The following is a 13,412-nucleotide window of genomic DNA, read 5'->3' as shown; positions in this document are numbered from 1 at the left end:
CCTGTAGCACTTCGCGGTCTGTTTCGCGCGGAATATCGCTGTACTGGTGCAAAACGCTGAAAGCAGCGATCGATGGGGTTACTGTCGGTTTCGTGTTCGCTGCAGAACGTCGCCAACTGATCCTGGAAATGGTGCGGGCCAACGGAGCGGTGTCGCTCCGGGAACTCGCCCGTGTCGTCCAGACCTCCGAAGTGACCGTGCGCCGTGATGTGCGGGCACTGGAGGCCGAAGGACTACTCGACCGCCGGCACGGCGGTGCGGTGCTGCCGGGGGGATTCACCCGCGAGTCCGGCTTCCCGCAGAAATCCCATCTAGCGACCGCGGAGAAGACGGCGATCGCCGATCTCGCGGCCTCGCTCGTGGACGAGGGCGAGGCCATCGTCGTCGGCGCGGGCACCACCACGCAGGAGCTCGCCCGGCGGCTCGCCCGGGTGCCGGGGCTCACCGTGGTGACCAACTCGCTGCTGGTCGCCCAGGCGCTCGCGCACGCCAACCGGGTCGAGGTCGTCATGACCGGCGGCACGCTGCGCGGCTCCAACTACGGGCTGGTCGGCAGCGGGGCGGAGCAGTCCCTGCAGGGGCTGCGGGTCTCCCGGGCGTTCCTGTCCGGCGCGGGGCTGACGGCCGAGCGCGGGCTCTCGACGTCCAACATGCTGGCCGCCAGCGTGGACCGGGCGCTCGTGCAGGCGGCGGCCGAGGTCGTCGTCCTGGCCGACCACACCAAGCTCGGGGCCGACACCATGTTCCAGACGGTGCCGACCGACATGATCACCCACCTGGTCACGGACGACCCGCCGCCCGGCGAGGAGCGCGCGGCCACCGAGCTGCAGGCGCTCGCCGACCGCGGGGTGCAGCTCGCCGTCGCCCCGTCCCCCGGGGCGGCCCCGGAGACGGCTCCGCGCGAGCCGCTGCCGGCGCCGCGCCGCCCGCACGGGCTGCGCCCGCCGACCGTACCGAGGCTCGCGGACCTGCGGCCGCACTGAGCCCCGCGGTCCGCCCCGGCCCGGGACCGGCCCCACCCGCCCCGGCGGTGCGGCCGGTTCAGCCGTCGGCGTCCCCGGAGGTCACGATGCCGCGCACCGCGAGGTTCATCAGGCGGCCGTAGGTGCCCTTGTCCTCCGGGTTCTGCTCGGCGATCGTGATGATGCCCGAGGTGAGCTTGAGCAGGTCGCTCATCGCGATGTCGGGCCGTACCTCGCCAGCGGCCTGCGCGCGCGCCAGGAGGGTGTGCCCCGCGTCGTGCAGCCGGGTCTTGCACTGGAGCATGTGCCCGTCGGAGTCGGCGACGATCCGCGCGGACAGCCCCCGGTAGGCGGAGGCGTGCACCGCCACCGCCTTCAGCCACGCCAGCAGGGCGGGCAGCGGCTCCTCCTGCTCCAGCAGCTCCCGCGCGCGCCCGGCCAGGGCGTCCAGTTCGCGCACGAAGACCGCGTTCATGAGCGCCGACCGGTCGGGGAAGTGCCGGTAGAGGGTGCCGATCCCGACGCCGGCGTGCCGTGCGATGTCCTCCAGCGCCACGTCCGTGCCGTGCACGACGAACGCCTGCCGGGCCTCCTCCAGCAGCCGGTCGTAGTTGCGTTGCGCGTCTGCCCGCATGCCGCCCCGCCCTCCCGTCCCGGAGAAGTCTTCTCCCGAAACGATGGTAAATCCGGAGGTCGCCTCCGTATAGTTTTCGGAGGCAACCTCCGTTTCCGCTGCCGACCTCTCCGCTGGAGGCTCACAGCCATGTCCACGCCCGTCGCGCGCGTCCAGGAAGATCAGGACGACCACGCCGCCGCACCCCGCACGCCGGCCCCCTCCGGCGCGCACGCCTTCCTCGCCCTCGCCGCCATCGTCGGCACCCAGCTGATGCTGCTGCTGGACCTCACGGTGGTGAATGTCGCCCTGCCCGGCATAGGCACCCACCTGGGCTTCTCCGCCACCGGGATGTCCTGGGTGCTCAACGTCTACGCCCTGGCCTTCGGCGGCCTGCTGCTGCTCGGCAGCCGCATCGGCGACCTCATCGGGCGGCGCACGGCGCTCGTGTGGGGCGTCGCCGCCTTCACCCTCGCCTCGGTGCTCGGCGGCCTCGCCAACGACGCCACCACGCTGCTCGTCGCCCGCGGCCTCCAGGGCGCCGCGGCCGCGCTCGCCGCGCCCAGCACGCTCGCGCTGATCGCCACGAACTTCCGCGAGGGCGCCGAGCGCAACCGCGCCCTCAGTGTCTTCTCGGCGATCGCCGGCGCCGGGTCCGCGGTCGGACTCACCCTCGGCGGCGTGCTCACCGACTGGGGCTCCTGGCGCTGGGTCTTCTTCATCAACATCCCGTTCGGCGCGGCCGTCGTGCTGCTCGGCCCGCGCTTCATCACCGAGACCGCGCGCCACCGCGGCGGCCGCTTCGACGTCGCGGGCGCCCTCACCGGCACCCTCGGCATGGCGAGCCTGGTCTACGCCTTCATCCGGGTCGGCGAGAGCTCCTGGGGCGACGCCCGCGCGCTGGCCGCCTTCGCCGTCGCGGTCGCGCTGCTCGCGTCCTTCCTCGTCAACGAGACCCGGGTGCAGCACCCGCTGGTGGTGCTCCGGCTGTTCGCCGACCGCAACCGCTCGCTGGCGTACGGGGTGATGGTGCTGGTGCCCGCGGCGATGTCCAGCGTCTTCTACTTCTCCACCCAGTACCTCCAGAGCTACCTGCACTACAGCCCGCTCAAGACCGGCTTCGCCTTCCTGTCGCTGGCCCTGCCGCTCTTCGTGGCCGCGCGCCTCGCGCCCCGGCTGCTCGCCCGCTGGGGCGCCCGGTACGTCGCGGCCGCCGGTCTGGCGGTGACGCTGGCCGGGGCGGTGCTGATCACCCGGCTCGGCGCGTCCGACGGCTTCGCGCAGGGGGTGCTGCCGACCATGCTGCTCATGGGCTTCGGCATCGGCTGGACGATGATGCCGCTCAACACCGTCATCCTGTCGGGTGTCGCCCCCGCGGACGCCGGTTCGGCCTCCGGGCTGCTCCAGACGATGCAGCAGGTCGGCGGGAGCCTCGGTCTGTCGGTGCTGGTCACCGTCTACGGCACGGTCTCCCGGCACCACCGGCAGGACCCGTTCATCCACGGCGTCGACGCCGCCTTCGTCCTCGCGGTCGTCTTCGTCGCCGCCGCGCTCGCGCTGGTGCTCGCCCTGCGGCTGCCGCCCCGCAAGCCGCTCACCGGCCGCTGAGCCCGCTGACGGCCCGTCACCCGCGTACGCACGCGCGCGGCGCGGCACCCCGGACGGGATGCCGCGCCGCGCGCGTGACACGTGACCCTCGGGCGGGTCAGTCCTTGATCTCGCAGATGACCGCGCCCGACGACACCGAGGCACCCACCTCGGCCTTGAGGCCGACGATCGTGCCGGAGCGGTGCGCGTTGAGCGGCTGCTCCATCTTCATGGCCTCCAGGACCACGATCAGGTCGCCCTCGGTGACCTGCTGGTTCTCCTCGACCGCGACCTTGACGATGGTGCCCTGCATGGGCGAGGGCAGCGAGTCGCCGGACACCGCGGCCGCGGCGCGCTGGGTGGCGCGCCGCTTGGGCTTGGCGCCCGCGGCCAGCCCCGTCCGCGCCAGGGTCATGCCGAGCGACGCCGGGAGCGACACCTCCAGGCGCTTGCCGCCCACCTCGACGACGACCGTCTCGCGCGGGCCCTGCGCCTCGTCCTCGTCCACGGCCGAGCCCGCGAAGGGCGCGATCGTGTTGACGAACTCGGTCTCGATCCACCGGGTGTGGACGGTGAAGGGGCCCTTCGGCGGCGCGAACGCCGGGTCCCGGACCACCACGCGGTGGAAGGTGAGGGCCGTCGCCATGCCCTCGACCTGGAACTCGTCCAGCGCGCGGGCCGCCCGCTGGAGCGCCTGCTCGCGCGTCGCGCCGGTCACGACGAGCTTGGCCAGCAGCGAGTCCCACGCCGGGCCGATGACGCTGCCGGACTCCACGCCCGCGTCCAGCCGCACGCCCGGACCGGACGGGGCGACGAACTTCGTCACCGTCCCCGGAGCGGGCAGGAAGCCGCGGCCCGGGTCCTCGCCGTTGATCCGGAACTCGAAGGAGTGCCCGCGCAGCGGCGGGTCGTCGTAGCCGAGCTCCTCGCCGTCCGCGATCCGGAACATCTCGCGCACCAGGTCGATGCCCGAGACCTCCTCGGTCACCGGGTGCTCGACCTGGAGCCGGGTGTTGACCTCCAGGAAGGAGATCGTGCCGTCCTGGCCGACGAGGAATTCGCAGGTTCCCGCACCTTCGTACTTCGCCTCGCGCAGGATCGCCTTCGAGGCGGTGTACAGCTGCGCGTTCTGCTCCGGCGTCAGGTACGGCGCCGGGGCCTCCTCGACGAGCTTCTGGTGGCGGCGCTGCAGCGAGCAGTCACGGGTGGAGACGACCACCACGTTGCCGTGCTTGTCGGCCAGGCACTGCGTCTCGACGTGCCGCGGCCGGTCCAGGTAGCGCTCCACGAAGCACTCGCCGCGCCCGAAGGCGGCGACCGCCTCGCGCACCGCCGAGTCGTACAGCTCCGGGACCTCCTCCAGCGTGCGGGCGACCTTCAGGCCGCGCCCGCCGCCGCCGAAGGCGGCCTTGATGGCGATCGGCAGGCCGTGCTCCTTCGCGAAGGACACGACCTCCTCCGCGCCCGACACCGGGTCGGGCGTGCCCGCCACCAGTGGCGCACCCGCCCGCTGGGCGATGTGGCGCGCCGCGACCTTGTCGCCCAGGTCGCGGATGGCCTGCGGCGGCGGGCCGATCCAGTTCAGCCCGGCGTCCAGCACGGCCTGCGCGAACTCGGCGTTCTCCGACAGGAAGCCGTAGCCGGGGTGTACGGCGTCCGCCCCCGACTCGGCCGCCGCCTTGAGCACCTTCGCGATGTCCAGATAGCTGGTGGCGGGTGTGTCGCCGCCCAGTGCGTACGCCTCGTCGGCCGCGCGGACATGCAGCGCGTCCCGGTCGGGGTCCGCGTAGACGGCTACGCTGGCGATCCCGGCATCCCGGCAGGCACGGGCGACGCGTACTGCGATTTCACCGCGGTTGGCGATGAGCACCTTGCGCACGATGGCTCCCTCCATGTAACAAGCCGAGTTTAGGTACTGGCCACACTCGATGCCGAGGCACCCCTGCACGTGAGCTTGCCCACACGGAGGGTGATCCGAAGAACCACCGCACCCCGTGAACTCCAGCTCAGTCCACGGTACGACCCTGCTCCCGCCCATGTCCCGCACTACCGGGCGCGGGTCGAATCTCGCTCGGAGTCGGTGCATGGAGTTGACGTTCTTTTGTGGGAATCCCACGAAGAGTCCGCGTAAAGTTTGCCGCCGGGTCCGTCCGTGCGGGTGAGGGCGCGCCGCTGATCCGCCGACTCGGCGGGGGGCGCGGTGCGGCGCGCGGTCACGGTTGCGCACCGGTGGGCCGGTGCGCCTGTCACGACCCTTGCCCGGCCTCTTACCCGTGAGTAGCCTGCGACCCCATGGACGGGCGTCGAAGGGGGGACAGCGTGCGCAGAGGGATAGCCGTTGCCACCGCGGTGGTCCTGGTGCTCGAAGCACTCGGGGTCGCCTTCGTGAACTGGGTACTCGGCCTCGCCGTACGCCACCAGGACATGTCGCTCGGCGGTCTCGACCCGGACGCGATGGCGGTCGGCTCGTGGATCGCGGGCGGGGTCTTCGCCCTCTTCCTGCTGCTGTGCGCGTTCCTGACGGCCCGTGTCGCGGCGCGCCAGGAGCCCGCGTCCCTGGCCGGGCGGATCGTGCTCATCGTCTGCGCGGTCGTCCACGGGGTGCTCGGCGCGGTCGTCGTCGGCCTGGTGGGCTGGCTCGCCTTCGTCGCCCTCATGGCCGTCCTCGGGCTGCTCGTCGGCACCCTCCTGCTCTACGCGCCCGAGGACACCCGGGGAGCGCAGGGCGGCGCGGGCAGCGGTACGGGGGGCGGCCCCGCGCCGCAGAACCCGACGCCGCCGCCCGCCGCTCCGCCGGGCGCGCCGCTGCCGTCCGCCGGGCCCTGAGCCCCGCCTCCACCCGTACGGCCTACACCCACAGGTCGGTGACGCGTACGCCCAGCTCGCCCAGCAGGGTGCGCAGCAGCGGCAGGGACAGGCCGATGACGTTGCCCGGGTCGCCGTCGATGCCGTCGACGAAGGGCGCGGAGCGCCCGTCGAGGGTGAAGGCGCCCGCGACGTGCAGCGGTTCGCCGCTGGCCACGTAGGCGGCGACCTCCGCGTCGTCCGGGCGGCCGAAGCGCACGGTCGTCGAGGCCGTCGCCGAGACCTGGCGGCCGGTGGCCCGGTCGATCACGCAGTGCCCCGTCTGCAGCACCCCGGCGCGGCCGCGCATCGCCTGCCAGCGTGCGGTGGCCTCCGCGGCGTCCGCGGGCTTGCCGAGCGCCTGGCCGTCCAGCTCCAGGACGGAGTCGCAGCCGACCACCAGCTCGTCGCCGCCGTCGAGCATGCCGCCGCCCGCGACCGCCGTTGCCTTCGCCTCGGCCAGCACGCGCGCCAGCTCGGCGGGAGTGTCGGCCCGGATCGCCGTCTCGTCCACCCCGCTGACCACCACCCGCGGGTCGAAGCCCGCCTGCTTGAGCAGGCCGAGGCGCGCGGGGGAGGCGGACGCGAGGACGAGCACGCGGCGGGGCGAGGACGGCGAGGCAGGGGTGTTCGGCGAGTTCAGGGAGTTCGGCGAGGTCATCGCACCATCGTAGGCGCGGCGCCGCAACCGTACGGGCGGGCGCCGCAACCGTACGGGCGGGCGGCGGCGTCCTCGCAGGCGAGGGGCCCGCTCACACCCGCAGGGTCGCGATGACCATCAGCAGCGCCGCGACGAGCGCGGCCACCACCATCGCGCGGCGCAGCTTGCGCAGCGCCTCGCGGGCGTCCTCGGACGGTTCGTCACGTCCCTGATCATCGGGCCAGAGCATGCCCACCAGGGTGCTCGCGGTGCGGGGGCGGCGCCTGAGTACGCGTACTCAAGCGGAATGGCCCGGTCGGCACGGTCCCTCCCGGCCCTCCCGCTCCCTCCCGGCCCTTTCGGCCTCTGCCGTACCAGGAGTGCCGCGTTCCCCCGACTCAGGAGGGCCGGGCCGACATCCGCCACGCGCCCGCCGCCGGGCGCGGCAGGGCCCGCGGCAGGTTGCGGTCCGGCGCCGACCAGCCCGACGGGCGCGCCGCGGGCGGTTCCGGCTCGCCCGCCCCTGCCGCCGCGGCCCGCGCCTGGACCAGCGCCACCACGGCCGCCAGCTCCTCCGGCGTCGGCCGGCCGCGCTCCACCTTGATCTCCACCACCGACGGACTCCCTTCTCCGGCTCCGGCCTTCCTACAGCGGGATGTTGCCGTGCTTCTTCGGCGGCAGGCTCTCCCGCTTGTTGCGCAGCGTCCGCAGCGCCTTGACCAGCTGCACCCGGGTCTGCGAGGGCGCGATCACCGCGTCCAGGTAGCCGCGCTCGGCGGCGATGTACGGGTTGAGCAGCGTGTCCTCGTAGTCCGCGATCAGCCGGGCCCGCAACTCGTCGGCCTCCTCCGGGCTTCCGGCCTCCGCGAGGGTGCGCCGGTGCAGGATGTTGACCGCGCCCTGCGCGCCCATCACCGCGATCTGGGCGGTCGGCCAGGCCAGGTTGAGGTCCGCGCCCAGGTGCTTGGAGCCCATGACGTCGTACGCGCCGCCGTACGCCTTGCGCGTCACGATGGTGATCAGCGGGACGGTGGCCTCGGCGTAGGCGTAGATGAGCTTCGCGCCGCGGCGGATGATGCCGTCCCACTCCTGGCTCGTGCCGGGCAGGAAGCCGGGGACGTCCACGAAGGTCAGCACCGGGATGTTGAACGCGTCGCAGGTGCGCACGAAGCGCGCGGCCTTCTCCGACGCCTTGATGTCCAGGCAGCCGGCGAAGTGCAGCGGCTGGTTGGCGACCACGCCGACCGGGCGGCCCTCGACCCGGCCGAAGCCGGTCACGACGTTCTGGGCGTAGAGCGCCTGCGTCTCCAGGAACTCCCCGTCGTCCACGATGTGTTCGATGACCTTGTGCATGTCGTACGGCTGGTTCGCGGAGTCCGGGATCAGCGTGTCCAGCTCCAGGTCCTCGTCGGTGACGGCGAGTTCGGCCTGGGCGGCGAAGGCGGGCGGCTCCTCCAGGTTGTTGCCCGGCAGGTAGGACAGCAGCGCCTTGACGTACTCGAAGGCGTCCTTCTCGTCCGCGGCCAGGTGATGGGCGTTGCCGGACGTGGAGTTGTGGGTGCGCGCGCCGCCCAGCTCCTCCATGCCGACGTCCTCGCCGGTGACCGTCTTGATGACGTCCGGGCCGGTGATGAACATGTGCGACGTCTGGTCGACCATCACCACGAAGTCGGTGATGGCGGGGGAGTACACCGCACCGCCCGCGCACGGGCCGGTGATCAGGCTGATCTGCGGGATCACCCCGGAGGCAAGGGTGTTGCGGCGGAAGATCTCGCCGTACAGGCCCAGCGAGACGACGCCCTCCTGGATGCGGGCGCCGCCGGAGTCGTTGATGCCGATGACCGGGCAGCCGGTCTTCAGCGCGAAGTCCATGACCTTCAGGATCTTCTCGCCGAACACCTCGCCGAGCGCGCCGCCGAAGACCGTGAAGTCCTGCGAGAAGACCGCGACCGGGCGGCCCTCGACGGTGCCGTAGCCCGCCACCACGCCGTCGCCGTACGGGCGGTTGGCCTCCAGGCCGAAATTCGTGGAGCGGTGCCGCGCCAGCTCGTCCAGCTCCGTGAACGAGTCGTCGTCCAGCAGGAGTTCGATCCGCTCGCGGGCGGTCAGCTTGCCTTTCGCGTGCTGCTTCTCGACCGCGCGCTGCGAGCCCGCGTGCGCCGCAGCCTCGATACGGTGGCGCAGGTCGGCGAGCTTGCCCGCGGTGGTGTGGATGTCGTAGTCCGGCTCGGCCATGGCTCGGCGGCTCTCCTGCTCTGGGCTGCTCTCGGCGGCTCACTGCGGTGCGGGGGTCTTCTTAACTGGTCAGTAACGCTGTGCTCGGTAGCGTAACGGCGACTCTCCGGTACGGGCACTGCGGCGTTCACCACACTGCACCACCATTGCCCGCACCGACCACCCTGCGGCACGGGCCCGCACCGGCGTGTCACGGCCTGCCGCACCGCGGGCTCGTAGGGTGGGGCGCATGACGACAAGCCGCTGGTCCGACCTCGAACGCCCGCCGCTCAACGAAGCCGCCCTGCGCCGGGCCGTCGTCGGCTCACCGCTGTGGACCTCGCTCGACGTGGTCGAGGCCACCGGCTCCACCAACAGCGACCTCGCCGCGCGCGCCGCCGCCGGGGCCGCCGAGGGCGCGGTGCTCGTCGCCGAGGAGCAGACCGCCGGGCGCGGCCGCCTCGACCGCAGGTGGAGCGCCCCGCCGCGCTCGGGGCTGTTCTTCTCCGTCGTGCTCCGGCCCGGTGAGGCCGGGGCCTTCGGCGCGCCCGTGCCCGTGCACCGCTGGGGCTGGCTGCCGCTGCTCGCCGGGGTCGCCACCGCCACCGCGCTGTCGCGGACGGCGGGCGTCCACACGTCACTCAAGTGGCCCAACGACCTGCTGCTCACCGTCGACGACGAGGAGCGCAAGGCGGGCGGCATCCTCGCCGAGCGCACCGGCGAGAGCGGTGTCGTCGTCGGCATCGGTCTCAACGTGTCGCTGCGCGAGGACGAGCTGCCCGTCCCCACGGCCGCCTCCCTCGCCCTCGCGGGCGCCGCCGCCACCGACCGCGACCCGCTGCTGCGGGCCGTCCTGCGCTCCCTCGCCGACTGGTACGAGGCCTGGCGCTCGGCGGGCGGCGACCCCGACGCCTCCCGGCTGCGGCAGACCTACGCGGCAGGCTGCGCGACCCTCGGCCGCCAGGTCCGCGCGGAACTCCCCGGCGACCGCGAGCTGTCCGGCACGGCGGTCGGCATCGACGACGACGGCCGCCTCGTCATCGCCGGACCGGACGGCGAGCAGGCGGTGGGGGCGGGGGACGTGGTGCATCTGCGGCCCACGGCCTGAGCGGGTCCGCCGCCGCGCGGCCGGGTGGCTGCGCGCAGGCGGGTGCCAGTCCGCTGCCGCGCGGCCGGGTGGCTGCGCGCAGGCGGGTGCCGGTCCGCTGCCGCGCGGCGGCCGGGTGCGTACGGGGTGGTGACCGCCGTCCCGGTGACCGTGCACCGGTGACCGGCGCCGTACCGGCGAGATGCGGCTCCCGGTGAGAGTGAGCTGCGGCACACCTGCCGTATCGTGGACTCGCTGCGTCGTCTCGATGATCGGAAGGGCTGTGCGCAGGGATTCCACAGGGGTCGTACGGTGAGCGCCGACGACCCAGGCCCCCCCGCCCCGGAGCCGGGCCGCGCCGCGGGTTCCCGTGGCGACCGCGACGCCGGGGAGCGCGCCGCCCAGGGGCGCGAGCCCGGGCCGGACGAGGACGAGCGGCCCGCGGAGCCCGGCGGGTCCGCGGACTCCGGCGATTCCGGCGGCTCCGGCACGCTCGCCGTCGAGTCCGCCGAGCCCGAGCCCGTACGCGCCCCCGGGGAGCACGGCATGCCCGCCGCGTACGGCAGGGCGGGCGAGGCCGCCGCGGAGGCGGGGGAGCACCCGCTCGCGCTGCGGCTCGAACAGCTCATCCTCGGCGCGCCCCGCCGCTACACGCCCTTCCAGGCGGCGCGCACCGCGGGCGTCTCGATGGACCTGGCCGCCCGCTTCTGGCGTGCCATGGGCTTCGCCGACATCGGCCAGGCCAAGGCCCTCACCGAGGCCGACGTGCTGGCGCTGCGGCGGCTCGCGGGCCTGGTCGAGGCGGGCCTGCTCAGCGAGTCGATGGCCGTCCAGGTGGCCCGCTCCACCGGTCAGACCACCGCGCGGCTCGCCGACTGGCAGACGGACTCCTTCCTCGAAGGCCTCACCGAGCCGCCAGAGCCCGGCATGACCCGCGCGGAGGTCGCGTATCCGCTGGTCGAGCTGCTGCTGCCGGAGCTGGAGGAATTCCTCATCTACGTGTGGCGCCGCCAGGTCGCGGCCGCCACCAGCCGGGTCGTGCAGTCCGACGACGAGGAGGCCGTGGACCGGCGGCTCGCCGTCGGTTTCGCCGACCTCGTCGGCTTCACGCGGCTCACCCGGCGGCTGGAGGAGGAGGAGCTCGGCGAACTCGTCGAGGCCTTCGAGACCACGGCCGCCGACCAGGTCGCCGCGTACGGCGGGCGGCTCATCAAGACCCTCGGTGACGAGGTGCTCTTCGTCGCCGACGACCCCGGCACCGCGGCCGAGATCGGCATCCGGCTCATCGAGACGATGACGGGCGACGAGATGATGCCCGCGCTGCGCGTCGGCATGGCCTTCGGCACGGTCACCACCCGGATGGGCGACGTGTTCGGCACGACGGTCAACCTCGCCTCCCGGCTCACCTCGATAGCGCCGCGCGACTCCGTCCTGGTCGACGGCGACTTCGCGGAGGCGCTCGGCGAGGCGGGCGACGCGCCGCTGTCCGAGGCGGATGTGGACGCCGAGGGGGCTGACGCCGCGGATTCGGCGAAGTACCGGTTCGCGCTCCAGCCGATGTGGCGGCGGCCGGTGCGGGGGCTCGGCGTGGTCGAGCCCTGGCTGCTCACCCGCCGGTAGGCGGGGAGGGAGTGCGGCTCTCCCGCCGTGCGGGCGGGCGCCCCCGCGGCTACCCGATGCCCAGGGCGGGGGGGATCGCGGACAGCGGCATGTCCGAGGCGGCCGCGTCGCAGAGCACGGATTCGAGCCCGGACAACAGCGTCGGGATCGCCGGGGCCGGGAGCAGCCGGGTGTCGGCCAGCAGGGAGACCTGGCAGTCCGGGCCCTGCTGGGCCAGGACGAGACAGAAGGCCATGTCGTTGGTGTCGTAGCCGCGCACGAAGGCGGGACCGCGCGCGGAGCGGGCGTACGGGCCCGGGCCCGCGGGCAGCTGCCAGTCGCGGCTGAGACGGGCGTCGTTGAAGTAGCCGGTGAGGTCGAGCGGGTGGGCGCGGGCGGCGTCCAGCTCGGCGGTGAGGGCGGCGAGCGACGCCGGGTGGAAGGCGGCCCGCAGGTAGGAGGTCGCGGAGCGGCGGTAGACCGCGCGGACGGCGTCGTCCAGGGTGCCGCCCGCGCCGCCGTCGTGGACGTACAGCCCGTCCTGCGCGGTCGCCGCCGTGTAGCGCTGCTGGCGCTCGGTGACGCGGTTGCCGGTGATGAGCAGCAGCGGCACCGTGGACTGCCCGCGCAGCGCCGCCAGCGCGGTCGCCGCGAGCGTGAGCATCACCGCGGAGCTGGACGTACGGGTCCGCTCGGCCACCGCGACGGAGGCCGCGGCGAGCGCGGTGGAGGTCAGCCACCACTGCTGGATCGGCGGGGAGGCGGGCTCGTGCGGCGGGCGCGGCGCGGTGTCGGGCACCTCGGCGAGCCGCGCGCGGAAGTGCCGCATCGCGCGGGCGTCGTCCCGCAGGCCTCGCTCGGACCGCTCGTACGCGGCCTGGTCGAGCGGCTGCCACTCCGGTGCGGTGGCGCGCGCCCCGGCGAGCAGGCGGCGCAGGGCGGTGCCGACGAGGTCGGCGGACCAGCCGTCGAAGGTCAGGTGCGAGCACACGACGGCGACGGCCCGCACCCGCCCGCCCCGGCACACCAGGCTGAAGCGCACCGGCCACTCGTGGCTGTGCCGGAAGGGCTCGGCGGCGAGCTTGCGGGTCCGCCGCTCCGCGTACGCGGCGAGCGCCCCGGCCCCCGCGTCCGCGCCCAGCTCGCAGACTTCGACCAGGTGCGTGCCCTCGGCGGCGGCGGTCTGCCAAGGCTCGCCCGCGCGGTCGGAGAAGCGGGTGCGCAGCACCTGGTGCGTCTCGACGAGCCGCCGGATCGCCGCGAGCGCCCGCGGCACGTCGGGGCCGGGCGCGGGGAGGGCGAGCACCTGGCGCAGGCTGAGCGTCGCGAAGGACGCCCCGTACCGCAGCATCGGGTGCCACATGTGGAACTGCCCCCAGGCGAGCGGCCCTTCGCCGCCCTCCGCCGTGAACGGCACGGGCTCCCATGTCACTTGCGGCGCCGCGGTCCTGCCCGCGGCGGGGGCGGGCGGCGCCTCGGTCACCGGGACTCCAGGTGCGCGGCGAGGGCGTCGAGGTTGTCGACCAGGTCCCACCCGTCGCCGTCGAGGTCGATCTCGACGTCGAACTCGTCCTCCACCGCGTCGACCAGGCGCATCCGGGACAGCGAGGACAGGCCCAGGTCGGACAGCGGCGCCGCACTCGCGAGCGCCTGGCCCGCGGTGATCGCGCCGTCCGAGGACTCCGCGACGAGCTGGGCCAGACGTTCCTTGATCACCGGGGTGGTCATGCTGTTCCGTCCATTCCGTGGGCGCTCCCGCTCTGGCCGAGCAGTTGGTCGGCTTCGGCGTCGGTGAGCTGGTCGAGTTCTTGGAGGAGTGTGTTTTCGAGGGCTTGGGCGACGGCTTCGACGGTGCGGTGGTCGAAG

13 protein-coding genes are annotated in these 13,412 nt (G+C 73.9%); 5 read left to right on the top strand and 8 right to left on the bottom strand.

Annotated features, from left to right (window positions below):
* The first annotated feature begins 92 nt into the window (after nucleotides 1–92).
* Nucleotides 93–983 carry a DeoR/GlpR family DNA-binding transcription regulator gene (locus IH54_RS0112870; RefSeq protein ID WP_234343488.1) on the top strand — a complete coding sequence of 297 codons (891 nt, stop codon included), beginning with the start codon at nucleotides 93–95 and terminating at the stop codon, nucleotides 981–983.
* Nucleotides 984–1,041: 58 nt separating this feature from the next.
* Here IH54_RS0112870 and IH54_RS0112865 read toward each other — a convergent pair whose 3' ends face one another.
* A complete protein-coding gene (locus IH54_RS0112865; protein ID WP_031516097.1) occupies nucleotides 1,042–1,596 on the bottom strand; it encodes a TetR/AcrR family transcriptional regulator in 555 nt (184 codons plus the stop codon).
* Between the two features lie 129 nt (nucleotides 1,597–1,725).
* Here IH54_RS0112865 and IH54_RS0112860 point away from each other — a divergent pair, with 129 nt between their 5' ends.
* Nucleotides 1,726–3,183, top strand: a complete 1,458-nt coding sequence (locus tag IH54_RS0112860; protein WP_043180724.1) for an MFS transporter — start codon at nucleotides 1,726–1,728, stop codon at nucleotides 3,181–3,183.
* A gap of 97 nt (nucleotides 3,184–3,280) precedes the next feature.
* Here the strand turns inward: IH54_RS0112860 and IH54_RS0112855 are convergent, their stop codons facing one another.
* On the bottom strand, nucleotides 3,281–5,041 hold the full coding sequence (locus IH54_RS0112855) for an acetyl/propionyl/methylcrotonyl-CoA carboxylase subunit alpha (RefSeq protein WP_031516093.1): 1,761 nt from the start codon (nucleotides 5,039–5,041) through the stop codon (nucleotides 3,281–3,283).
* Between the two features lie 440 nt (nucleotides 5,042–5,481).
* Here IH54_RS0112855 and IH54_RS0112850 point away from each other — a divergent pair, with 440 nt between their 5' ends.
* Nucleotides 5,482–5,988 carry a hypothetical protein gene (locus IH54_RS0112850; RefSeq protein ID WP_234343487.1) on the top strand — a complete coding sequence of 169 codons (507 nt, stop codon included), beginning with the start codon at nucleotides 5,482–5,484 and terminating at the stop codon, nucleotides 5,986–5,988.
* Between the two features lie 22 nt (nucleotides 5,989–6,010).
* Here IH54_RS0112850 and IH54_RS0112845 read toward each other — a convergent pair whose 3' ends face one another.
* The 4 genes from IH54_RS0112845 to IH54_RS0112830 form a co-directional block, all read right to left on the bottom strand.
* Nucleotides 6,011–6,667, bottom strand: coding sequence for a Maf family protein (locus IH54_RS0112845; protein ID WP_052397373.1), 657 nt, complete (start codon nucleotides 6,665–6,667; stop codon nucleotides 6,011–6,013).
* Nucleotides 6,668–6,758: 91 nt separating this feature from the next.
* On the bottom strand, nucleotides 6,759–6,896 hold the full coding sequence (gene mmpB, locus IH54_RS46145) for a morphogenic membrane protein MmpB (RefSeq protein WP_199923380.1): 138 nt from the start codon (nucleotides 6,894–6,896) through the stop codon (nucleotides 6,759–6,761).
* Nucleotides 6,897–7,044: 148 nt separating this feature from the next.
* Nucleotides 7,045–7,260, bottom strand: coding sequence for an acyl-CoA carboxylase epsilon subunit (locus IH54_RS0112835; protein ID WP_420711740.1), 216 nt, complete (start codon nucleotides 7,258–7,260; stop codon nucleotides 7,045–7,047).
* 31 nt (nucleotides 7,261–7,291) lie between these two features.
* Nucleotides 7,292–8,881, bottom strand: a complete 1,590-nt coding sequence (locus IH54_RS0112830; protein WP_031516085.1) for an acyl-CoA carboxylase subunit beta — start codon at nucleotides 8,879–8,881, stop codon at nucleotides 7,292–7,294.
* A 229-nt stretch (nucleotides 8,882–9,110) separates the two neighbouring features.
* Here IH54_RS0112830 and IH54_RS0112825 point away from each other — a divergent pair, with 229 nt between their 5' ends.
* Nucleotides 9,111–9,968: a biotin--[acetyl-CoA-carboxylase] ligase gene (locus IH54_RS0112825; RefSeq protein WP_031516084.1), complete on the top strand. Its 858-nt coding sequence runs from the start codon at nucleotides 9,111–9,113 to the stop codon at nucleotides 9,966–9,968.
* A 525-nt stretch (nucleotides 9,969–10,493) separates the two neighbouring features.
* A complete protein-coding gene (locus IH54_RS0112820) occupies nucleotides 10,494–11,567 on the top strand; it encodes an adenylate/guanylate cyclase domain-containing protein (protein ID WP_031516082.1) in 1,074 nt (357 codons plus the stop codon).
* A gap of 49 nt (nucleotides 11,568–11,616) precedes the next feature.
* Here IH54_RS0112820 and IH54_RS0112815 read toward each other — a convergent pair whose 3' ends face one another.
* Together IH54_RS0112815 and IH54_RS0112810 are read right to left on the bottom strand one after the other, a co-directional pair.
* Nucleotides 11,617–13,029 (bottom strand): condensation domain-containing protein, encoded by a 1,413-nt coding sequence (locus IH54_RS0112815; protein ID WP_031516080.1) that lies wholly within the window; start codon nucleotides 13,027–13,029, stop codon nucleotides 11,617–11,619.
* Nucleotides 13,026–13,274: a phosphopantetheine-binding protein gene (locus IH54_RS0112810; RefSeq protein ID WP_031516078.1), complete on the bottom strand. Its 249-nt coding sequence runs from the start codon at nucleotides 13,272–13,274 to the stop codon at nucleotides 13,026–13,028. Before IH54_RS0112810 ends, IH54_RS0112815 begins: the two co-directional genes overlap by 4 nt.
* Between the last annotated feature and the right edge of the window lie 138 nt (nucleotides 13,275–13,412).

The organism is Streptomyces sp. NRRL F-5123, assembly GCF_000721495.1.
In the GTDB taxonomy this organism is placed as follows: domain Bacteria; phylum Actinomycetota; class Actinomycetes; order Streptomycetales; family Streptomycetaceae; genus Actinacidiphila.
The sequence above is the reverse complement of the archived record's forward strand: the minus strand, read 5'-3'. Positions and strand labels throughout refer to the sequence as shown.